The following is a 23,291-nucleotide window of genomic DNA, read 5'->3' as shown; positions in this document are numbered from 1 at the left end:
GAATGCTCCTTCCCTATGTGCTGATTGTTGTATGCTTTATATTATTTTTTACGAAAAATAATCATTAGATTTTTAGGAAAAGTATAATCCATTATAAAACGAATAACTATTAAATAGAGGTATTAACTATGTCGTACAGTGACTTTAAATTACTTTTTTAGAGGGAGTTATCTGGAATCGTGGAGCTTATAATAAAAGTTGTGTGTATTGAGGTGAAAGTAATATATTTTAGATGAATTTTGAAAGGGTATTCATAAACTAATAAAAAAACAGTTTACAAATTTGAGTTCGGCTTATATAATTTGACTCATATAAAAAAGTTTCCTTAAGGAAACATAAGGTTTGATCTACATCATATGTATAATATAATGTATCTTATATTTTTTTGGCTTAAAGTTGCCTTTGTGCAAAATACTTATACTGACGAAAAAAAGAAAGGGGAATGCATAAAAAATGGCTGAGGCTATAGTTGTCAAAGATTTGTTTGTATCATATCAAGGGAATCAAGTGGTTCAAAACGTTTCCTTTGATATTGAAAAAGGAAAACTTGTTGGAATTATTGGTCCAAATGGAGCGGGAAAATCTACTTTGATGAAAGCTGTTTTAGATTTAATTCCAAATGATAAGGGATATGTTCGGATACTTGGAGAGAATATTCGGAGCGCTAGAAAGTATGTTGCCTATGTACCACAAAGAAGTGATATAGATTGGGATTTCCCGATTACAGTTTTAGATGTCGTGCTAATCGGAGCATATCCATCTTTAGGTGTGATGAAAAGACCAAAGAAAGAACATCGGGATTGGGCATTTGAATGTCTAAAAAAAGTTGGAATGGAAGAGTTTAAGAATCGCCAAATTGGTGAGCTTTCAGGTGGACAACAACAACGTGTCTTTTTAGCGAGAGCTTTAGCGCAAAAGGCGGAGATATTCTTCTTAGATGAACCATTTGTTGGAATTGATGTAACAAGTGAAGAGACAATTATTAAAATTCTTAGAGAATTACGTAAAGAAGGAAAAACGATTGTTGTTGTACATCATGATTTAAGCAAAGCAGAGTCCTATTTTGATAAATTACTATTATTGAATAAAAGCTTAATTCATTATGGAGAAGTACGACAAGTATTAGAACCAACTGTTATGTCAAAAGCGTATGTGAATCAGGGAATATTCTTTAATAATTCAGCGGAGGTACATTCATCATGAAGATTGTAGAATTTATAGATGCATTAATGCAGTACGGTTTTCTACAGAAGGCGTTATTAACTTCCGTTATGGTAGGAATTATATGTGGTGTAATTGGATGTTTTATTATTTTACGAGGCATGGCATTAATGGGTGATGCCATTTCACATGCCGTTCTTCCAGGAGTAGCACTGTCTTATATGATTGGAATGAATTATTTTATTGGTGCGGTTTTAACAGGGATTATTACTGCAGTAGGAATTGGATTTGTAAGTCAAAACAGTCGTATTAAACATGATATGGCGATTGGGATTATGTTTACCTCTGTATTTGCTGTAGGGATTATTTTAATTACCTTTATGAAGAGTAGTTCTGATTTGTACCATATTTTATTTGGGAATGTCTTATCGGTTCGTTCTTCTGATATGTGGATGACACTTATTATAGGAGTTGTAATTATTGGTCTTGTATTTCTATTCTACAAAGAATTACTGGTGTCTACTTTTGATCCAACAATGGCACAAAGTTATGGATTGCCGAACAAATTGATTCATTATGGCTTAATGATTCTTCTTACAATGGTTACAGTTGCTTCACTTCAAACTGTAGGGATTATTCTAGTTGTCGCTATGCTTATCACACCAGCAGCTACAGCGTATCTATTAACAAACCGTTTATGGGTCATGATTTATTTAGCAGCAGGTATTGGTGCGCTTTCATCTGTAGTAGGACTATATTTTAGTTTCTCTTATAATCTTGCTTCAGGTGCAACGATTGTTCTTGTCGCAACATTCTTGTTCGGATTGGCATTCTTTTTCTCACCGTCACAAGGTTTATTTTGGAGAGCTATAAAAATTAGAAAAAATAGAGCAGAGTTGTCATAATTGATTGGAGGATAAAGATGAAATTAAAAAATGTGTTATTTTCGATACTTTGTATTTTTGTTTTTGCACTAACAGCATGTTCTAGTAATACAAATGGAAAAGAAGAAAAAAGTGGGAAATTAAAAGTTGTAACAACATATTCCATTATTTATGATATGGTGAAGCAAATTGGTGGAGATAAAGTTGAAATTCATAGTCTTGTTCCAATTGGCGCTAATCCCCATGAATATGATCCGCTGCCAAAAGATGTTATGAAAATGACAGATGCAGATATAGTGTTTTACAATGGTTTAAACTTAGAAGAAGGTGGAGCATGGTTTAAAAAACTATTAAAAACTGCAAATAAATCAGGAGAAGATGCACCTGTTTATAAGGTAAGTGAAGGTGTAGAGCCGATTTATTTAGAGACAAAAGGATTAGAAAAAGAACCAGACCCACATGCATGGATGAATATTAAAAATGGTATTTTATACGCTGAAAATGTGAAAAAAGCATTAATTAAAGAAGACCCTAAAAATAAAGAGTTCTATACTGAAAATGCGAAAAAATATGTAGCAGAACTTCAAAAATTACATGATGAGACAGTAAATAGAATTCATCAAATCCCTGAAGAAAAACGTTTCCTAATCTCTAGTGAAGGTGCTTTTAAATACTTTGGAAAAGCATATGGAATTAAGACGGGATACATTTGGGAAATTAACTCAGAAAATCAGGGGACTCCAGATCAAATTCGAGACGTTGTAAGTTTAATTCAAACAAATAAGGTTCCAGCTTTGTTTGTAGAAACAAGTGTAGATCGACGTAGTATGGAAACTGTTTCAAAAGAAACGAATGTGCCGATTGTTGGTACAATCTTTACAGATTCACTTGGTAAATCAGGTGAGGATGGAGATACTTACTTGAAAATGATGAAGTGGAATACAGATACAATTATTAATGGATTACAGAAGTAGTGTTAAATAAAACAAGCACCTTTAGGGGTGCTTGTTTTATTTATATTACTGGGGTGTAACCTCTGTTACTTTTTTTCTTCTTAATTAGTAATAATACTTGAGAAATACTTGCAAGTACAGGAAGTTCGATTAATGAGGAAGAAGCTCAAGGTGTTCAAATGATGTATAAATGGAAGAACTGAAAGTATACTAGATGGGCCAACTTTTTGATAAAAGTTGGCCATTTGTTCTATTCTTTTTTGCTTTATACGAAGTACAGTATAGGAATAGAGGGTACAAGTTGAAAATGTATGGTTAGCAACATTGTAAAATCAACCATGTATTTTCAAAGTTTTGTCGCAATAAATCTTCTTTTTTGATCCAGAAATACAATAGACCAGTGTCTCCCCAATCCATTTCAGATTCATTGTTCGTATCAAGTTGCAATAGTAACATCCAATCTTGAGGACTGCCAGGCAAAAGTTTTATTTCTTCATCTGAAGGGTATCCATTTCCTAAATATATCTCGTTTGTAACAAGATGACACTCTTCTGCCATTTCTTCTGATTGTATAGCTTGTGCGGAGCCGAGTAAATGATGCAATCCATCGAGATACAATTCTTCTATTTCTTTATAAAGATCCCATTCATCATCATATGATAAACCTGTTTCGCCGACCTTTTCTTTCGCTAATGTCCACGCTTCTTTAAAGGAGATGATGGAGGGAGGAAACACTTCTGTTTGAAGTTCTCGTCGTTTTAGATTTTCTATATTTTCCGTGTATAGAACTCGGTGTCCTCCGGTATCTCTTGGATCATATCCCCACGGTTGTTCTTCTGCGTCATAAAAGAAATACAATATGCCCTTTGTAGGCAGTAGGTTTTCTTTATGATAAGGTTGTACTTCTTCTAAATTTAGTTGTCCAATAAAGTGTAGCGGTATGTCATTGTATGTTGGAATCTTTAATTCATCAGGTAAGTCTGGAAAGCCTCCTAACTTTGATGTTCCTATCGCTATTTGCTCATCAGATCTTTTATGTAGATGAATTTGAATTGCTCGGTCAAGAGAATTTAAAATCTGTTTTTCTAGATGTATGGCATTATATTTTTTGAGCACATTTTGTAGTGTTTGTTTCACTATGTATCACCTCACCTTTATTGTATAACAGCAGAGTTCTAACTCATAGTATCATTGATAATAGTTAAAAAGGTTACTCATTATGAATAGCGTTGATTTTTAGTTACGTATAAAAAACATTAATATAAGTTGTTTTTAATATTAAACTAATACAATGTTTGTGTGAGAAGTAAGACTTGTGATCTTATACATGAGAGCATAGCGCGGCGTGGAACTGAATTTTCTGCCCATTATAAAAGAATAAGTTGTGTTCATGAGAATACACCAGTTTAATTATCGTTTGACTTCTAGGGTAAAGGTGAAGGAATGAAATGAAGAAAGTAATTCAATTTTTAATACTACTCACATGTATTATATATGTGAATAATTTTGTATATGCCTATGTAAATGGGTATAAAATTTTAAAGGGTGCTAGTGCCGTATGGTCTATTTCACCGTACTTATTGTTAACAGTATCTTCTTTTATATTAGCAAATGATTATAAAAAAGAATATTCTATAGTGAAGAAAGAAGCTAGAATAGGCATGGTTTTGAAAATTATCGCTTGTATAGTAGCCTTTTTTAATTACAAATTTGAAATAGGGTCTTTGGAATATGCTATGAGGTTTGTAATTTTAGCTATCTTATTCATTATAAATATTACATTAGAATATAGGATGTATAAAATAGCTGAAGGATATGTTCCTAAAAGAAGTGTAGGTGAAGCTGTAACAGAGCGAGAAAAGTGAGATGAATACGCCGAGGCAATGGAAGACATGTTTGAGAAAACAGATAAACCGAATGCCAGCTGGAATATTATCGCCAGTAACGATAAATTATATGCACGCGTGAAAACGTTGAAAGTGATTATTTCATTAATTGAAGACTATTTTGTAGAGCACGGAATAGAACTGCCACCATACTATCATGAAATGAAAGAGAACATGCAAGAGGAAAGCGAACGTGTATAACATATCATGTATTCATCATATGAAAAAAATGAAGAATACAATAGAAAATTGATGATTTTGTTTATGCCCGTAATTGAAGTTTATTCTTGTGAAAAATAAATAAGTATGCTAAGCTTTATGTAACTTTTAATGAACGGAGGGGTCTCCTTTGATTTTAATCAGATTACGTCTCAATACTTTGTGCCGATAATTGAATAGCGCTCAAAGGCTCTGTCTGTGTGCAGAGTGAACGGGATTGGTCTGCCTATTTTAAAGGAACCCTTTATTGAACTGATATGTGAAAAGAGGGAGGGACGAATACGCCCTCTTTTTGTTTTGCCTTTATAATAGAATGATGTGATATATGTGTATGTTTTTTTTTGGATACGTATATCATTTGTGCTGTATTGACCATGTAGCAATTTGAAAGCTATGCTTTCTTTTGTGTATTTGTCGTACTCTCATCCGTTTACGAAAAACACAGGCAGTGACCTGTGTTTTTTAATTTTGCGTAATCGAAATGGAGGAATTAATATATGGAAGAATTAGTACAAAAAGCGATATTAGTCGGAGTGAATTTAAATAATGAAAGTGATTTCGAATATTCAATGGAGGAGTTAACCAACCTTGCAGAAGCTTGTGATGTGGAGGTTGTAGGGCAAGTTACGCAAAACTTACACCGTGTGAATCCATCACATTATATTGGAAAAGGGAAAATTGAAGAAGTGTCTGCTTTTGTGAAGGAAGCAGATGCGAATATGGTTATTTTTAATGATGAGTTATCACCTTCGCAAATTCGAAATTTAGAAGCTGATTTAGATTGTAAAGTTATTGATCGTACCATTTTAATTTTAGATATTTTCGCGCAGCGTGCTAAGACGAAAGAAGCACAGCTACAAGTTGAAGTTGCGCACCTGCAGTATATGATGCCTCGTTTAATCGGTCTTCGTGAATCTTTAGGAAGACAAAGTGGCGGCGTTGGTACGAAAAACAAAGGTGTCGGTGAGAAGAAATTAGAGCTAGACCGTCGTAAGATTGAAGAGCAAATTGCAGTATTAAATAAAGAGTTAGAAGCGCTTGTCGCGCAGCGTCAAACGCAGCGTAAACAGCGTAAGAAAAATGAAATTCCTGTTGTTTCATTAGTAGGATATACAAATGCGGGTAAATCAACCATTATGAATACGATGCTTGAGATCTTTAATGGTTCTACTGAGAAACAGGTGTTTGAAAAAGATATGTTATTTGCGACACTGGAAACATCAGTACGAAATATTGAACTTCCAGATAATAAATCATTCTTATTAACAGATACAGTTGGTTTTGTAAGTAAATTACCTCATCATCTTGTAAAAGCATTCCGTTCAACGTTAGAAGAAGTAGCGGAGGCGGATTTATTGATTCATGTAGTCGATTATGCAAATCCGAATTACGAACAATTGATTGAGATTACAAATCAAACTTTAAAACAAATAGGTGTTGAAAACATTCCGACGATTTATGCGTATAATAAATCAGATATGATGGATGTTGACATCCCAAAAATGCAGGAGGATCGAGTTTATCTATCTGCAAAGCAACATGTAGGTATTGAAGAACTTGTAGAAATGATTCGTTCGCACATTTATAAAGAGTATACAAATTGTGAAATGCTCATTCCTTATGACCAAGGGCAAATCGTTTCTTATTTCAATGATCATGCGCATGTTGTTTCTACAAGTTATGAAAATGAAGGTACAAAACTTTTACTTGAATGTAAGACGAGTGATTTCGAGAAATATAAGCGTTTTGTTATTTGAAATGAAAAAAGTGTTGATTTTATTTGAAATTACTAGATATACTAAAGATAGTATTAATGAAATTTAAAGAACGGAAGGGTGACCCAATTACATGAAGTACTAATCCTATTTTACGAAAGCGAACAATTGAAGGATATTTTTAAACAGATCATTACTCTGTTATTTGTGATGCCTTCAATTTGTGTTTTCAGAATAGGATTGGCTTTTTATAGTTGGATCTAAAAGGGGTAGTCTCTTTTGGTGTACACCTATATATGATTTATGCCTCCTATTCTGAATCGATATAGGGGGCATTTTTTGTCTCCTAAACAGGATAAAAGGGGATGTTACTATGTTTTTATTAGAAGCTAATCATATAAAGTACTATGTACAGGATCGTTTATTACTAGATGTGGAACAATTGCAAATCCATAAAAATGCTCGAATCGGGTTAGTTGGTAGAAATGGAAGCGGGAAAACGACGTTACTCCAAATTCTAGCTGAAAAGATTTCTCCAGAAGAAGGGAACGTGACTCAACATACTCGTTGTGAACTTTTGCCGCAGCTTAAACGAACAGATACAACAAAAAGTGGTGGGGAAGTGACGCAAGAATATATTCAAAAGGCTCTTATTAAAGATCCAGAACTGTTGCTTGCAGATGAACCGACAACAAACCTCGATACAGAACATATTGAATGGTTGGAGAAGAAGCTGAAAAAGTGGCAAGGAGCATTTATCATTATTTCACATGACCGTGCATTTTTAGATGCGCTTTGTACAACGATATGGGAATTGGATGAAGGGAAGATAAAGGAGTATACAGGCAACTATAGCGATTATGTAAAACAAAAAGAAATAGAACTAAGTCAAGAACAATTAGCGTATGAAAAGTATGAGAAAAAGAAAAGACAGTTAGAAGAAGCGTTAAAGTTAAAAGAGAAAAAAGCAGAAAGGGCAACAAAGACTCCAAAAAAGGTGAGTCAATCAGAAGCGAAAATTACAGGAGCAAAGCCATACTTCGCCAAAAAGCAAAAGAAGTTACAAAAAACAGCATCGGCTATTGAAACGAGATTAGAAAAGCTTGAAAAGGTAGAAAAAGTAAAAGAAATTCCACCGCTTAAGATGAACTTGCCGAATGCAGAAACATTTAAAAATCGAATTATTGTTCGCGTAAACGATGTAACGGGAAAAGTTGGTGAGCGTGTACTTTGGAACAAAACGAGTTTTCATATTCGGGGTGGAGATAAATTAGCAATTATCGGTTCAAATGGAAGTGGGAAAACGACACTTATAAACAAAATTATGAAAGGGGAGTATGGTATTAAACTCTCCCCAGCTGTGAAACTCGGCTATTTTAGTCAAAATTTAAGTATATTGGATACGGAAAAATCGATTATCGAAAATGTACAGTCTTCTTCCAAACAGGATGAAACACTGATTCGAACGGTTCTTGCGAGGATGCATTTCTTTAGAGATGATGTGTATAAACTTGTAGGGGTATTGAGTGGCGGTGAACGAGTGAAAGTAGCATTAACAAAGCTATTTTTAAGTGATATTAATACTTTAGTCTTAGATGAACCGACAAATTTCCTTGATATGGCAGCTGTTGAAGCGTTAGAGTCTCTTCTAAAAGAGTACGAAGGGAGTGTAATCTTTGTCTCGCATGATCGCCGGTTCATTGAAAATATTGCTACAAAAATGTTAATCATTCAAAATCAAAAGATTCATTTATTTGATGGAACGTATCAGCAATATAAAAGCAATCAAATGGAAAAGACGCGGGATATGCAAGAAGATAAGCTTCTTTTACTTGAAACAAAAATATCGGAAGTGTTAAGTCGCTTAAGTATCGAACCATCTGAAGAATTAGAAATAGAATTTCAAAAACTTTTAAAAGAAAAAAGAGAATTATAATTAAAGTTGATTAGAAAAAAGTACATCACGACTCATGGAGTGATGTACTTTTTTGAGTTAGGTGCTGTCTCTGTTTTTTGCCCACATGTGGATAGAACTACTAATAATGGGGGTGAGTGTGTAACAATTTCTTTTGTTTTTCTTTTCATCTTTATTTCATTATAAAATAATATAAAGAAAACCCCTTAGATGGGATTCGGCGAAAAACATCTAAATATAATGATTTTATGTATGAAGGTGAAATCGAAGTTGTGTTGCTGGAAAAAGAAATAAAACCAGTATAGAATAGAAAATATTTTAAAAATCAGAAATTATTACAGTAAGTGTAATATTAATAATTTGCATTTTCTGTTTTTTAAGGAAGGAGAGAGTGAACTATGCAGGCAGTTTCGAAAGAGAATACAGTGGCTTCACCTACGATTTATCGTATTTTATTTGCGATTAGTTTCGGTCATTTTTTAAATGACTCGATGCAAGCAGTTGTGCCGGCACTATTTCCTATTTTGGAAAAATCGATGAATTTGTCTTACATGCAAGTAGGGTGGATTGCATTTGCACTGAATATGACGTCATCAATCATGCAACCGGTATTTGGGATGTATTCAGATAAGAAGCCATCGCCATTTTTACTACCACTGGGTATGCTTTCAAGTATGCTTGGGATGATTGGACTTGCATTTGCACCAAACTTTTTTATCGTTATTATTTCTGTTTTATTTATTGGGTTAGGATCAGCAGTCTTTCATCCAGAAGGAGCACGCGTTGCATACATGGCAGCTGGTGCGAAGCGTGGTTTGGCGCAATCGATTTATCAAGTAGGAGGAAATACAGGGAATTCTCTTGCGCCTATTTTTACAGCGTTAATTTTTGTTCCGTTTGGGCAAATTGGCTCACTGGGATTTACAGCTTTTGCAGCAGTAGGTATTGTATTATTAATTTTTGTTTCAAACTGGTACAAAAATGAGTTAGTAAATGGTGCGGTGCGAAGAAAGAAACGAGCTGCGCTTGAGGCTGAGAATGCAATTGTAAGTACGCATATTAAATTTGTAATTGTCCTTCTCGTTTTCTTAACCTTCGTTCGTTCTTGGTATGGAGCGGGTATCGGGAATTTCTATCAGTTTTATTTAATCGAGCATTACGGTTTGTCTATTAAAAATGCGCAGTACTTCGTATTTGCCTTTATGATTGCTGGGGTACTTGGCACATTCTTTGGCGGACCGTTAGCAGATCGATTTGGTAAGAAAAATATTATCGTATTTTCAATGCTAGGTTCTGCACCACTTGCACTTTTATTACCATATGTTTCTCTAACATGGGTTGTACCGTTATTTTTATGTATCGGTTTTATTAGTTCTAGTAGTTTTAGTGTTATCGTTGTATACGCACAAGAGCTTGTTCCTGGAAAAGTTGGAATGGTGTCAGGTTTAATTGTTGGCCTTGCGTTTGGTCTTGGAGCATTAGGAGCTGTTGTTCTTGGGAAATTAGCAGACGTGTATAGTCTGCAATTTATTATGGTATTATGTAGTTGTTTACCATTAATCGGACTTACATCATGGTTACTGCCAAGTGATCGAAAATCATGATATAAAAAACCAAATTAAAAAACACATCAAACCATTCTTTTTAGGTGGGCGAGAGCATCCGGCCATGCATAGAAGCGGGCGGTGCCTTTTTTAGCCCCATGCCGTGCGAAAACAAAAAGAGGAAATAAGTGGAGCCCTTTTTTTGTTTTCATAGCTGCAGTTAATATGTGGGAAAATCAAAATGGATTAATATAGAATAGGGGATGCGCTATGAAACTATGTCACAATGTTACAGAGTTAATTGGAGATACACCAGTCGTGCGATTATCACGATTTGTTCCAGAAGATGCAGCTGATGTATATGTGAAATTAGAAATGTTTAATCCATCTCACAGTGTAAAAGACCGAGCTGCGTATAATTTAATTCATATGGCAGAAGAGCAAGGTCTCATTAAGCCAGGTGATACAATCATTGAACCGACAAGTGGAAATACAGGGATTGGTTTAGCGATGAATGCAGCTGCAAAAGGATACAAAGCCATTTTAATTATGCCGGATAATATGTCGAAAGAACGGATTAATTTGCTTAAGGCATATGGGGCAGAAGTTGTTTTGACGCCGGCAGAACAAAGAATGCCAGGAGCAATCGCAAAAGCAGTAGAACTGCAAAAGAAAATTCCAAATAGTTTTATTCCGCAGCAATTTGAAAACCCAGCAAACCCGAATATTCATCGCTATACAACAGCTCTTGAAATTTATGAACAAATGAATGGGGAATTGGATGCATTTGTAGCAACTGCTGGAACTGGTGGAACCATTACAGGCACAGGTGAAACATTGAAAGAGAAACTACCAAATTTATATATTGCAGTAGTGGAACCGAAAGGATCTCCTGTTTTATCTGGTGGTGTACCAGGTCCTCATAAATTAGTTGGAACAAGCCCAGGGTTTATTCCAAAAAACTTAAATACGGAAATATATAATGAAATCATGCAAATCGCGGATGAAGAAGCGCTTAGTACAATGAGAAATCTAGCAAAACAAGAGGGAATATTAGTAGGGCCATCTTCAGGTGCTTCGGTCTATGCTGCAATTATGGTAGCGAAACGATTAGGTGCTGGTAAAAAAGTGTTATGTATTGCACCTGATACGGGAGAACGTTATTTAAGCATGGGACTGTTTGAATAAGAAACATAATGAAAGAGATTGTATGCGTTATATACAATCTCTTTTTTGTATGTTAAGGATATCATTTTAGTCTGTTTTCTTAAGTACTGTTCCTTTTGGTAAGTTGGTACATAAACTTTCTAACGTTTCATATTTTTCTAGATTAGAAAATAAATAATACCCTAAACCATCGTGAGCAATCATAATAAATGTGGTATCTTTGTCCGTTTTGAAGTAGGGAACTGAACGTTCTTTCTTCCTCCTAAATTCGTAGATTGTTTCTAATGGAAAGGATAGATTTTTGGAATGTGAAATTGCATAAAACTCATTTTGAGCCGCCACCCAAAATGTTGCTTCTAAAGCAAGTATCAATGCATTTGAATTGTCAATTTGTATTGTAAAACAGGGAGGGTGATAGTGTATATGTTGGCCGGAAGTCCAATATGTCTGTAATTCATCTAAAAAAGTTAGTGTATAGTTGATGCCTAATTTATCAAGTTTGGATTGTATCGTTTCATAGTCATCGTAATAAATAAATGTAAGGTATAGAGGATATGTATTGTGGGTAATTAAGAAACTCTGCAAAAATATCTTATTGTGTTCAACATAGTCTCCTTCAGTACCGTTACTCATAAAATAAATGGCACTTATATGCCCATCTATCTTTAAAGAGCGATTGAGTTTGTCTAAAAAGTGCTCATTCATTTCTTCTTTTTGAATCCATACTTGTGTCATGGGTTCCCCCCTGTAAGGAATAATTTAAAAACAAAGAAGAGGTGTAATGTTAATCTAAGTTACACCTCTTCTTTGTTTTATTTTACTAATTTTTTCAATACAGGTAAACGACCAATCCGATCACCAAGAATATGTGATACTAGACCGCTTGTTAATACGAAAGTCAGATAGACAATTCCTCCAACTGTGCCGCAAATGATAACGATTAATAGTGATTCAATATAAGATTGTCCAGGGATTAGCCATCCTATAATCGCTTTTAATCCGATTACGACAGCGGACATTGCTGCGGAGTAAATGGTAATAAGAAATACGGTTTTCATTGTTTCTGTAATATCAAATTTTGCGAATTTAACGATGTAATATAGCATCATGATATCCGAAACGAGATATCCAAGAATTGTGCCAAGTACGGCGCCATGTCCACCTAATAAGTATAGAAGTGGTGTGTTTACTACAATTTTTACAAGAATACCAACGGAGAAAGCAATCATTGTTTTTCTTTGATAATCAATCCCTTGTAAAATAGCTGCCGAAACAGTGAAAATGGCGCTTAATATAGCTGATGGTGCGTAAGAAATCAAATATTGTGATCCACCTGATGCGATATCAGGGCTCACATAAACCATACGAAATGCATCATATGCGATGCTAGCGAGTCCAAATGCAGCAGGAATTGTAAAGAATAATAACACTTGGAAAATCTTTGTGATTTGTCCTTGTAACTCATCTAGTTTCCCGCTTGTAAATGATTTTGTGATTGCTGGAATAATTGTAAGTGAAAAACCTGTTGCAAGTGAAGCGGGAATCATAATGAGTTTTTGCGCATAATTCGTTATATAAGCGAAAATAGCGTTCGCTGTTTCTAAAGGTTCTCCAAGCGCTCTAAGCGCATCAGCAACAGTATATTGATCCACTAGTGTATAGAGCGGAATTGCAATTCCTACAAATACAATTGGGATTGCGTAACGTAGTAATTCCATATAGATATTTTTTAATGGAATATGAGATGATCTTGATCTGAGTTCCCCTTCAGGTGGTTTCAAATTATTGTATTTTTTCCAGTACATGATTAAAATTGAAACGCTAGCAATTGCTCCGATCACAGCACCAAATGTAGCGACTGCAACCGAAGAAGCTACAGAACCACCTAATAATCTTGTAACGACGAAACTACCAACTAAGATGAAAACGACACGTGCGATTTGTTCGACAACTTGGGAAACAGCACTTGGTTTCATATGCTGAAAACCTTGGAAATAACCGCGTGTAACACTCATTGCTGGTACGATAATAAGTGCGAAACTTAATGCTCGCATAGTAAGTGTAACGTCAGCGATAAACTTAGGATCTGGTGTCTCTGAACGAATAATAAATTGTGATATATAAGGGGCTCCGATAAATAAGATTAAAAATCCAGCAAAGCCCATTAATAGCATCAATTTCACACTAGAATTATAAAGTTTTTTACTTGTACTATAGTCGCCTAATGCATTGTATTTTGCTACAAATTTAGATACAGCGATTGGAATACCAGCTGTTGAAAAACTAAGTAAGATTCCATACCAAGAATATGCATATCCATATAAAGCAACCCCTTGTGTGCCAACTAATAGTTGAAAAGGGAAGAAGTATATAAAACCTAAAATACGCGATATCATTGTGGCACCACTTAGCAAAGCAGTTCCTTTTAAAACTTTTGAAGTAGACAAAACTTTTCCTCCTACTCGTGTTGCTTTACAATTATCTTATATTACTATAAACCTGTCGGTATATTTAATAAAGGATAAACCATATGTGGTATAATAGTATGTATTGAAAAGTCATATTTTGAATTTTTATAATGGGAAAATAAGAATGAATACATAAATATTCAAAAAAATGAGTTGACACTATTTTGAATGTATGATAAAAATGATAGTAATCAATTCGGAAAATAATATTTGGGCAATGAAAGGGTAAAGTAGTGAAAATCTCCCTATATCAGAGAGCTGGTGGTTGGTGTGAATCAGTATATAGATTATTCATGAAGTTCGTCCTGGAGCATCTTTCATAAATCTCATATTGTGAGGAAATGAAAGACGGTAGTGTATACCGTTATCAAATAAAGTGGTGAAGAATTTTTTCACAACTAGGGTGGTACCGCGATATATATCGTCCCTACGTATTTACGTAGGGACGTTTTTTATTTAGGTCTTACTTTTGTTGTATCTTCATAATTAGGGTGGTACCGCGATATTTTATCGTCCCTACATTTTTGTAGGGGCGTTTTTTATTTCGGTAGTTTCTTAGTATTCTTCACAACTAGGGTGGTACCGCGATATTTTATCGTCCCTACGTTTTCGTAGGGACGATTTTTTATTTCTGAAAGGAAGTGGTTGCATTAGAAAGGGAAGAGGATAGAACAATAAACAATAAGGATGAAATGTCATAAAAAGAAAAAATAGAAGAAGAGAGGAGACAGAAAGATGAATTCACAGCAATGGACATCGAAATTAGGTTTCGTTTTAGCTGCAGCAGGTTCAGCAATTGGTCTTGGCGCTATTTGGAAGTTCCCTTACATGGCCGGTATTGGAGGGGGCGGTGCGTTCTTTCTCATTTTCATCGGTTTTACTTTACTAATTGGTTTACCGTTATTATTAGCAGAATTTGTGATTGGAAGAAGTACACAAAAAGAGGCTGTTGATGCGTATAGAGAGATCGCTCCGAAAACATTATGGCCATGGCTTGGTAAATTAGGAATTGTAACATGTTTCATATTACTTTCTTTCTACAGTGTTGTCGGGGGTTGGATTTTATTATATTTATGGAATGCGATTACAGGTAGACTATGGGAAGGAAATGGTGCTTATGAAGCAACATTTGGTGAAATCATTTCCAATCCATATTTAGCGGTTGGTTCACAGCTATTATTTATCCTTATTACTATTTTTATCGTAAGTAAAGGCGTTCAAAATGGTGTTGAGAAAGTAAATAAATACTTTATGCCGGCACTATTTGTTTTATTTTTTGTATTAATTGTTCGTGCACTTACATTAGATGGGGCAGGAGAAGGTGTTCGTTTCTTCTTACAACCGGACTTCTCGCATGTAACATCTGAAATTGTTTTATATGCGATGGGACAATCGTTCTTCTCTTTATCTGTCGGTGTAGCAGTAATGGTAACTTATAGTTCATATTTACCGAAAGAAGAAAGTTTACCACGCTCAGCATTTTCAATTGTTGGTTTAACACTTGTGATTACATTGCTTGCGGGGCTAGCGATTTTCCCTGTCGTGTTCGCATTTGGCATGGAGCCATCGCAAGGACCAGGATTACTATTTATTGTACTGCCAGCTATTTTTAGTAAAATGGCATTTGGAAAACTATTTTTCATTGTTTTCTTATTACTATTCTTCTTTGCGACAATTACATCAGCGATTTCTATGCTGGAAATCAGCGTTGCCTCTTTAACAACAAAAGGTAAAGGGAAACGTGAAAAAATGGCACTGATTGTTGGATTATTAATTTTCGTTGTTGGGATTCCATCGGCATTATCATATGGTGTATTAAGTGATGTGAAGCTGTTTGGAAAAACAGTATTTGATTTAGCAGACTTTGCAGTAAGTAATGTTCTTATGCCACTTGGTGTATTATTAGTTGCGATTTTTGTTCCATTAAAGATGAAGAAAGATGTATTAATGAGAGAGCTTGGTGTAAGTAAAAATAGAGGATATAAATTATTTGTACTATGGTTATTCTTACTTCGCTATATAGCACCAATTGCAATTATTATCGTATTTTTAAATGTACTTGGAGTGATTTAAAATACAAAAGGTCCTAGCATAACGTTATGCTAGGACCTTTTCATTGTAGAGTTATTTTTTCTGCAATTCGTTTACTGTAACAAATTGATATCCTTTTTTAGATAAGGAATCTAAAATACCTTCAAGAGTCTGTAAATACTTTTCAGAATCATCATACATGGAATGTAATAAGATGATAGAACCTGGTGTTACATTTTTATTTACATAGTTTATTTTGTCAGAAGGAGAAGTGTAGTACGTATCAGGCTCAAGATTCCATGTAATTGTTTTGATATGATGCTTATTTAAATAGTAAGGCAAGCCGATTAGTTTTTTTCCATTCGGCGGTCGGAAATCAATTTGACCTGTATATCCTGTTGCGCGAATGAATGTATTTGTTTTTTTAACTTCCTCTTTAATAAATGAAGGTGTTTTGAAAATCATTCGATTATGAGAATACGTATGATTTCCAAGTTGATGTCCAGATCTTACGATGGCTCGCCCTAACTTTAAGTTTTTCTCTAATTCATTTCCAATTACAAAAAAAGTAGCTTTCGCATTATATTTATTTAAGAGTGGTAATATTTCCTCTACATTTTTTGTAGGGCCATCATCAAAGGTTAGTGCAACAACCTTTTCGGTTGTTTCTACTCGATTTGTTAATTCACCAAATAATTGATATGTTCGTGAATTCATAAGTTTATAGGCTCCGAATAGTAAGATAAAAAGAGCGATTAGTATAATTAATGATGTAATGATTCTTTTTTTCATAAAGCGACCTCACATTATTTTTAATTTCAATCCGTATGTATTATATCAAAACGAATAAATTACTGCTTGTTTAAAAATCATGAGGATGCAAGAAAGAAAAAGTTGTCATATAATAAGAGTCAAAAGGTATATTAGGAGGTGTTCATATGGCGATTACAATACAATTGCCAGACACTGCAGCGTCTCATGCAAAGCCAAGTATGGAAATGGCGATACTTTGCGTGAGGTAGACAAGTAATATACAATCGCCAAAATGAGCTCGTATCATTTTTTTATATTTGGCTTTGCACCTTATTGAAATGAACCAGAAAAAATAAGGGGCGAGCAGAAATGAGATACGTAAAAGCAGCGGCTGTTTTACCAGAAAGCTTAATTGTAGAAATTCAAAAGTATGTACAAGGTGAAACAATCTATATTCCAAAACAGGAACATACACATTATAAATGGGGTGCACGTTCTGGGGGAAGAAAGCAATTGGATGCACGAAATAGAGATATTAAGAAAGCTTTTAAAAATGGAACTTCTATTCTTCAATTAGCGGAGGAGTACTTTCTTTCTTCAGAAACGATAAAAAAAATTGTGTACTCAAAATAAAAACGGAGAGCACTGATTATTTGTTTAGAAATAATCAGTGCTTTTTATGTATACTTTGTTTATCAATCGTTTTCGGCATTTTATAAAATAAGTGTATTGTATACAATAAAAAGAGATTAACGATGTGTATGGAGTGATAGCTATGGAAGCATTTATTAGAAGTGATCAATATAATTTTATAAAATTACAAACTCATATTCTAGCGCATGGACATGCTACGGCAAACGATAGAGGTGTTATTGCTGCTCTAAAATCTCTTGCGATAGAAAAGGTGTTACATGTTTTTGAAAATCTTACTGATGAACAAAAAGAATTAATTGATACGATTTTGACGGTTGAAAATAGAGAAAATGCAGAAGCATTTTTATTCCAGTTAAATCCGTATGTCATGCCGTTTCAGGAAGTTACACCGCAAGCGTTAAAAAAAATATTTCCTAAAGCAAAAAAATTAAAGCTTCCTGATATGGAAGAAATAAATATGAAAGAAATGTCGTATCTAGGTTGGATTGATAAAGGAACAAGCAGAAAGTTTATTATAGCAAGGAACGGCAATAAGTTTGTGGGTCTGCAAGGAACATTTCAAAGTATAAATAAAAAAGGTATTTGTTCATTATGCCATGGCCATGAAGAAGTAGGTATGTTTTTAGTTGAAATAAAAGGGGATGTACCAGGTACCTTTGTTAAAAAAGGAAACTATATTTGTAAAGATAGTATAGCATGTAATCAGAATATGACTTCACTTGATAAGTTGCATGATTTTATTGAGAGATTGAGAAAATAAACATGGGCAAGTAAAAAAAGAGCGATTATTTTTCGCTCTTTTTTTATGCGTTATAGCATGATTTATTCAGGTTTGCATAGAACGGAAAGGGATAGGACCGAAATGAATCAACATGTTTTATGGCACAATTTTTGCATTGTAATAAAAGAAAATGTAAGTAAGGGAAGTTTTTTGGATGTAAAAATTATGTTTAAGAAGGGGAAATGAGAAATGAAATATCCACTCACACCAGATGTAAAACCAGAATTTTGTACGACAGGTTCATTTATGAGATTGCCTTCAAGTCATGATCAAGCTAAGGTCGCTCTATTGGGAATGCCATTTGATACGGCAGCTTCATTTCGCGTTGGTGCGCGTTTTGCTCCGCAAGCAATTCGACAAGCATCAATGACGTTGTTTCCGTATCATCCAATTCACCGTGTATACCCGTTTGATGATACAAATGCGATTGATATTGGAGATGTTTCTGTAATTCCACATAATATTCATCGCAGCTATGATTTAATAGAGGAAGCTGTTTTTGGATTAATGAAGCAAGGAATTATTCCAATCGGGCTTGGTGGAGATCATTCAGTTACATTAGCAAGTCTACGTGCAGCAGCAAAAGTTCATGGTCCAGTTGCGATGATTCATTTTGACTCACACACAGATACATGGGATACATATTATGAAGAAAAATATTGGCACGGCTCCCCATTTATTCGTGCACATGAGGAAGGGTTATTACAGCCAGATAAAGTATTCCAAATTGGAATTCGCGGAACATTGAATCATCCTGGTGATATAGATGCTAGTAGTGATTTAGGATATAACGTCATTACAACAGCTGAATTATGTCAGCGTGGTTTTGAAAGCGTTCTTCAGCAAATGAGAGAAACGATTGGCGATACACCATGTTTCTTAACGTTTGATATTGATTTTGTAGATCCATCGTGTGCGCCAGGCACAGGTACGTTAGAGGTAGGGGGATTTAATAGTCGAGAGACACTAAATATGGTACGTTCATTAAGCGGTTTTAATTATATTGGTTTTGATTTAGTAGAAGTATTACCGCCATATGACCAATCGCAAATTACGTCGCTTTTAGCTGCCACACTTGTACATGATTTTGCTAGTTTAATTGCGTTGCAGCTGAAAAATAATAAGTGAGTGGAAAATTATTATATCAAAATATAATAAAGGTCTATGAAATTACTTTTCATAGACCTTAAAATATTGATTTGTTATTTCTTTTCCCAAGTTTCTTTAATAAAATCTTCACGACCAGACTCTTTACGTTCTTGTGCGTATTTTTCGGGATTCTTTTTATAAAAATGTTGATGATATTCTTCTGCTTCATAAAAAGGAGCTGCTGGACGAATTTCCGTTACGATTGGATCTTTAAACATACCGCTTTCTGCCAGAGCTAGCTTTGATTTTTCAGCTAGCTTTTTTTGCGATTCATTATGGTAAAAAATCGCTGTGCGATAGGATGGACCGCGGTCAAAAAATTGTCCGCCATCATCGGTTGGATCAATTTGTGGCCAATATAAATCTAGCAATTTTTGATAAGGAAAAATAGAAGGATCGAAAGTAATTTGAACGACTTCTAAATGTCCAGATGTTCCGGATTTTACTTGTTCATATGTGGGGTTTTGGATGTGGCCACCAGCATAGCCTGAAATAACTTTTTGAATACCTGGAAGTTCATCAAATGGTTTTACCATACACCAAAAGCAGCCACCTGCAAATGTAGCGAGTTCGTATGTTTTTTCTGTCATTGCTGTAATCCTCCTAAATACATATGTTTTATCTAGTATTATATAAATTATTTTATTGCGCAATAAAAAAGATTTGAAACTATATGTTTTTTATCCCGCATTAACGGGCAGTAAGACCTCCACCTCAAGATTCAGAGAGAAGTAAAGAATGTAGTTGGGGGATCAACTGCCCGTAAAAGCCCGATTGGTGCGGGCTGATAATCAGTGGTGGATGAAGACCCCACTGATTAAAGTTTCACTTTATAAGCAAGAACCACCGCTTACATCAATCAATTGACCAGTAACCCAGCGACTGTCAGGAGAAGCAAGAAATGCAGCGGTATCTGCAATATCTTCTACTTCTCCTAAACGGCCGAAAGCAGAAATTTCAGTTGCATATCGTTTCATCATGGGATCACTTAAGAGTTCAGCATTCATATCTGTTTTAATAAAGCCTGGGAGTATTGCATTCACTGTTATACCTCTCGCCCCAAGTTGTTTTGCAAGTGTAAAAGTCATTGTGTTGATTGCGCCTTTTGTCATACTATAGGCAATGAAATCAGGTAAAGAAATTCGCGTTGCAGCTGATGAAATGTTGATAATACGGCTATTGTCACGTAAACGTGACAATGCTTGTTGGATAATAAAAAATGGGGCTTTTGCATTCACGGAAATCATTCGGTCAAAAAAGTTTTCAGTTGTTTCTTCAATAAAGGCTCCTGGGCCGATTCCGGCGTTGTTTACTAAAATATCGAAATGAGTCTCCCCAGTACGGTTTTGTAATTCAGAATCTAAAGATTTGTAAAGAGATTCTACGCCATGTAACGATTCGAGGTTACCATTTATAGAAAAAGCTGAACCGCCATTCGATTGAATTTCCTGCACGACTTCTTCTGCAGCACTTTTACGATTCCCATAATGAACGGCGACTAATGCACCATCGTTTGCTAAGCGTTTCGCAATAGCGCGTCCAATTCCACGGCTTGCTCCAGTAACCAATGCAACTTTTCCTTTTAACATATTCACATCATCTCCTTAGTAAATTTACATATGTATGAAGCTGTCTTTTCTTATGTGAATAGACTTAAGTAATATATGAGTGTTGGATTGAGATTCATTCCTTTTTTATTTCGATAAAAATATTCTAATTATAAATTAAAAAATAAATTTTCAAAAAACATATTGACAATGAAAAGATCAAAGACCTATAATACGTGTAACAACAAAAAACAATTTAGAATTTTCTGATTTATATATTTTTATATGCAAAGAAGAGGAAAGTAGATGATTATGATAGTTTTAGAGAGCCGTTCCTTGGCTGGAAGAGCGGTAACGATCGAATCATTGAAGATCACCTTGGAGCATCGCTTGCGAAAGGGGAACCGAGTAGAGAGCGGCGGTATCGTCTCCGGTAAAAGGACGGGAGTCTAATAGGACTTACAGAGCTTATATTTCGTGAGAAGTATAAGGAAGCTGAGTGGTAACGCGAAACTCTCGCCTCAGCAATCAAAGCTACTATGATGTAGTAATTGATTGCTGAGGTGAGAGTTTTTACTTTAGAAAAGAGAATAGCAGAATGCAAAGAAGAGGAGAGTAAACGATATAGATTGTTTTAGAGAGCTGCCCCTTGGCTGGAAGGGTGGTAACAATTGTATCAGTTGAAGATCACCTCGGAGTACTGCACTTGAAAAAATTAAGTAGAGAGCAGCGGAGTTGTTCACGATAAAAGAACAAAAGTCTAATAGGACTTACAGAGCTTGTATTTCGCGAGAAGTATAAGGAAGCTGAGTGGTACCACGATTCCCTCGTCTCAGCAATGGATTGCTACACGTTTGTAGAAAATCGATTGTTGAGGCGAGGATATTTTTATAATAAATTAACAGAAGATTTAGATAAAGTATATTCTTCTCAGCAATCGATACAAAGATAGATTGCACATAAAGAGATAAAAAAGAGGAGCGATGTAGGATGAGAAACCAGTATATCTATATGAATGGAGAATTAGTAGAGAAAGAAAAAGCTGTTGTATCTGTTTATGATCATGGATTTTTGTATGGGGACGGTGTATTTGAGGGGATCCGTAGTTACGGCGGAAATGTATTTTGCTTAAAAGGGCATTTAAAGCGTTTATATGAATCTGCGAAATCCATTTTACTAACGATTCCAATGACAATCGAAGAGATGGAACAAGCAGTTTTACAGACATTGCAAAAAAATGAATATGCAGATGCGTATATTCGATTAATTGTTTCAAGAGGAAAAGGAGATTTAGGCTTAGATCCAAGAAGTTGTACGAAACCAAGTGTCATCATCATTGCTGAACAATTAAAACTGTTCCCGCAAGAGTTCTATGATAACGGCCTTAGTGTTGTGTCGGTTGCGTCTCGCCGAAATACGCCGGATGCGCTTGATCCACGCATTAAGTCGATGAATTATTTAAATAACGTATTAGTAAAGATTGAAGCGGCACAAGCAGGTGTGCTAGAAGCGCTTATGTTAAATCAACAAGGATATGTTTGTGAAGGATCGGGAGATAACGTGTTCGTTGTGAAAGATGGAAAAGTAGTAACGCCACCTGCATACTTAGGTGCTCTTGAAGGGATTACAAGAAATAGTGTCATTGAACTTTGTGAAAGGTTAAATATTCCTTGTGAAGAAAGACCATTTACTCGTCACGATGTGTATGTAGCAGATGAAGTATTTTTAACAGGAACTGCAGCAGAATTAATTCCAGTTGTAAAAGTGGATTCAAGAGAAATCGGAAATGGAAAACCAGGAGAAGTAACAAAACAGTTAACGGAAGAATTTAAAAAATTAACGAGAGAGCGAGGCGTACGCGTTCCGGGACTAGCAGAAAGCTTAGCTTAACAAACAGGGGAAGGAGTTAGTGAAATGGAAAAGCAACATGCAGTATGCGAAGAAGCATATCGCAGGGAAGGAAAAACAGTAACAGGTGCCGGACATGTGATTCAATGTTTAAAGAAATTAGGAATAACAACAGTGTTTGGTTATCCGGGTGGAGCGATTGTACCAGTTTACGATGCGCTGTATGATAGTGGCCTAAAACATATATTAACGCGTCATGAACAAGCTGCGATTCACGCAGCAGAAGGATATGCGAGAGCTTCTGGAGAGGTCGGGGTAGTATTTGCTACCTCAGGCCCAGGGGCTACAAACTTAGTTACTGGTCTAGCAGATGCGTATATGGATTCGATTCCTTTAGTTGTCATTACTGGCCAAGTAGCAACACCACTCATTGGAAAAGATGGATTTCAAGAAGCGGATGTTGTGGGGATTACAATGCCTGTGACAAAACATAATTACCAAGTCCGGGATGGGAATCAATTATCACGTATATTGCAAGCAGCATTTTGTCATCAAGGACCGGTTGTTGTTGATTTTTGTGTAGAAGAGAGCGAAAACGTATTTCCAATGGTTCCTC

General features: G+C 35.2%; 19 protein-coding genes, 2 pseudogenes and 2 other annotated features. Of the genes and pseudogenes, 15 read left to right on the top strand and 6 right to left on the bottom strand.

Annotation, left to right across the window (positions count from 1 at the left end):
* Positions 1-453 precede the first annotated feature (453 nt).
* From LOK41_RS04190 to mntA, 3 genes are read left to right on the top strand one after another with little or no spacing between them, the layout of a single operon-like run.
* Positions 454-1,203, top strand: a complete 750-nt coding sequence (locus tag LOK41_RS04190; RefSeq protein WP_241815388.1) for a metal ABC transporter ATP-binding protein — start codon at positions 454-456, stop codon at positions 1,201-1,203.
* Positions 1,200-2,066: a metal ABC transporter permease gene (locus tag LOK41_RS04185; RefSeq protein WP_241815387.1), complete on the top strand. Its 867-nt coding sequence runs from the start codon at positions 1,200-1,202 to the stop codon at positions 2,064-2,066. The genes LOK41_RS04190 and LOK41_RS04185 overlap by 4 nt, the downstream gene beginning before the upstream one ends.
* 17 nt (positions 2,067-2,083) lie before the next feature.
* Positions 2,084-3,019, top strand: coding sequence for a manganese ABC transporter substrate-binding protein/adhesin MntA (gene mntA / locus LOK41_RS04180; protein WP_241815386.1), 936 nt, complete (start codon positions 2,084-2,086; stop codon positions 3,017-3,019).
* A gap of 294 nt (positions 3,020-3,313) precedes the next feature.
* Here mntA and LOK41_RS04175 read toward each other — a convergent pair whose 3' ends face one another.
* On the bottom strand, positions 3,314-4,135 hold the full coding sequence (locus LOK41_RS04175; RefSeq protein ID WP_241815385.1) for a YwqG family protein: 822 nt from the start codon (positions 4,133-4,135) through the stop codon (positions 3,314-3,316).
* A 311-nt stretch (positions 4,136-4,446) separates the two neighbouring features.
* Between LOK41_RS04175 and LOK41_RS04170 the strand changes: the two genes are divergently transcribed.
* The 6 genes and pseudogenes from LOK41_RS04170 to cysK all read left to right on the top strand — a co-directional run bounded on the left by LOK41_RS04170 (position 4,447) and on the right by cysK (position 11,465).
* A complete protein-coding gene (locus LOK41_RS04170) occupies positions 4,447-4,863 on the top strand; it encodes a hypothetical protein (protein ID WP_241815522.1) in 417 nt (138 codons plus the stop codon).
* Positions 4,864-5,085 (top strand): annotated as a pseudogene (locus tag LOK41_RS29230) (UDP-galactose-lipid carrier transferase); the annotation flags it as partial.
* Positions 5,086-5,600: 515 nt separating this feature from the next.
* Positions 5,601-6,860, top strand: a complete 1,260-nt coding sequence (gene hflX, locus LOK41_RS04160; RefSeq protein WP_241815384.1) for a GTPase HflX — start codon at positions 5,601-5,603, stop codon at positions 6,858-6,860.
* Positions 6,861-7,191: 331 nt separating this feature from the next.
* Positions 7,192-8,754 carry a Vga family ABC-F type ribosomal protection protein gene (locus LOK41_RS04155; RefSeq protein WP_241815383.1) on the top strand — a complete coding sequence of 521 codons (1,563 nt, stop codon included), beginning with the start codon at positions 7,192-7,194 and terminating at the stop codon, positions 8,752-8,754.
* Between the two features lie 377 nt (positions 8,755-9,131).
* Positions 9,132-10,337 (top strand): MFS transporter, encoded by a 1,206-nt coding sequence (locus LOK41_RS04150; protein ID WP_241815382.1) that lies wholly within the window; start codon positions 9,132-9,134, stop codon positions 10,335-10,337.
* 210 nt (positions 10,338-10,547) lie between these two features.
* Positions 10,548-11,465: a cysteine synthase A gene (gene cysK, locus LOK41_RS04145; protein ID WP_241815381.1), complete on the top strand. Its 918-nt coding sequence runs from the start codon at positions 10,548-10,550 to the stop codon at positions 11,463-11,465.
* Positions 11,466-11,531: 66 nt separating this feature from the next.
* Here the strand turns inward: cysK and LOK41_RS04140 are convergent, their stop codons facing one another.
* Positions 11,532-12,179, bottom strand: a complete 648-nt coding sequence (locus tag LOK41_RS04140) for a hypothetical protein (RefSeq protein WP_241815380.1) — start codon at positions 12,177-12,179, stop codon at positions 11,532-11,534.
* 77 nt (positions 12,180-12,256) lie between these two features.
* Positions 12,257-13,891 (bottom strand): putative polysaccharide biosynthesis protein, encoded by a 1,635-nt coding sequence (locus LOK41_RS04135; protein ID WP_241815379.1) that lies wholly within the window; start codon positions 13,889-13,891, stop codon positions 12,257-12,259.
* A 229-nt stretch (positions 13,892-14,120) separates the two neighbouring features.
* Positions 14,121-14,344: a binding site (T-box leader), on the top strand.
* 303 nt (positions 14,345-14,647) lie between these two features.
* On the opposite strand from LOK41_RS04135, the gene LOK41_RS04130 reads away from it, so the two are divergent.
* Positions 14,648-15,985 (top strand): sodium-dependent transporter, encoded by a 1,338-nt coding sequence (locus LOK41_RS04130; protein ID WP_241815378.1) that lies wholly within the window; start codon positions 14,648-14,650, stop codon positions 15,983-15,985.
* A 51-nt stretch (positions 15,986-16,036) separates the two neighbouring features.
* Here LOK41_RS04130 and LOK41_RS04125 read toward each other — a convergent pair whose 3' ends face one another.
* The gene (locus tag LOK41_RS04125) at positions 16,037-16,735 is read right to left on the bottom strand and encodes a polysaccharide deacetylase family protein (RefSeq protein ID WP_241815377.1); all 699 of its coding nucleotides are present in this window, start codon (positions 16,733-16,735) and stop codon (positions 16,037-16,039) included.
* Positions 16,736-17,065: 330 nt separating this feature from the next.
* Here LOK41_RS04125 and LOK41_RS04120 point away from each other — a divergent pair, with 330 nt between their 5' ends.
* The 3 genes from LOK41_RS04120 (at position 17,066) to speB (ending at position 19,259) form a co-directional block, all read left to right on the top strand.
* On the top strand, positions 17,066-17,329 hold the full coding sequence (locus tag LOK41_RS04120) for a CD3324 family protein (RefSeq protein WP_241815376.1): 264 nt from the start codon (positions 17,066-17,068) through the stop codon (positions 17,327-17,329).
* A gap of 142 nt (positions 17,330-17,471) precedes the next feature.
* Positions 17,472-18,110 (top strand): FusB/FusC family EF-G-binding protein, encoded by a 639-nt coding sequence (locus tag LOK41_RS04115; protein WP_241815375.1) that lies wholly within the window; start codon positions 17,472-17,474, stop codon positions 18,108-18,110.
* A gap of 210 nt (positions 18,111-18,320) precedes the next feature.
* Entirely contained in the window at positions 18,321-19,259 is a 939-nt protein-coding gene (gene speB / locus LOK41_RS04110; RefSeq protein WP_241815374.1) for an agmatinase, read from the top strand.
* A gap of 74 nt (positions 19,260-19,333) precedes the next feature.
* Here speB and msrA read toward each other — a convergent pair whose 3' ends face one another.
* Complete coding sequence (gene msrA, locus LOK41_RS04105; protein WP_241815373.1) at positions 19,334-19,870, bottom strand: peptide-methionine (S)-S-oxide reductase MsrA; 537 nt, start codon at positions 19,868-19,870, stop codon at positions 19,334-19,336.
* A 240-nt stretch (positions 19,871-20,110) separates the two neighbouring features.
* The gene (locus LOK41_RS04100) at positions 20,111-20,869 is read right to left on the bottom strand and encodes an SDR family oxidoreductase (protein ID WP_174101379.1); all 759 of its coding nucleotides are present in this window, start codon (positions 20,867-20,869) and stop codon (positions 20,111-20,113) included.
* 239 nt (positions 20,870-21,108) lie between these two features.
* Positions 21,109-21,354: a binding site (T-box leader), on the top strand.
* Between the two features lie 463 nt (positions 21,355-21,817).
* Between LOK41_RS04100 and ilvE the strand changes: the two genes are divergently transcribed.
* Both ilvE and LOK41_RS04090 read left to right on the top strand, forming a co-directional pair.
* Positions 21,818-22,717 carry a branched-chain-amino-acid transaminase gene (ilvE, locus tag LOK41_RS04095; protein WP_241815372.1) on the top strand — a complete coding sequence of 300 codons (900 nt, stop codon included), beginning with the start codon at positions 21,818-21,820 and terminating at the stop codon, positions 22,715-22,717.
* Positions 22,718-22,741: 24 nt separating this feature from the next.
* A pseudogene (locus LOK41_RS04090) lies at positions 22,742-23,248 on the top strand (thiamine pyrophosphate-binding protein); the annotation flags it as partial.
* Between the last annotated feature and the right edge of the window lie 43 nt (positions 23,249-23,291).

The sequence above is a fragment of the Bacillus sp. TL12 genome, assembly GCF_022625245.1.
Taxonomy (GTDB): domain Bacteria; phylum Bacillota; class Bacilli; order Bacillales; family Bacillaceae_G; genus Bacillus_A.
Note: the sequence above shows the minus strand (reverse complement) of the source record. Positions and strands in the feature narration are given on the sequence as shown.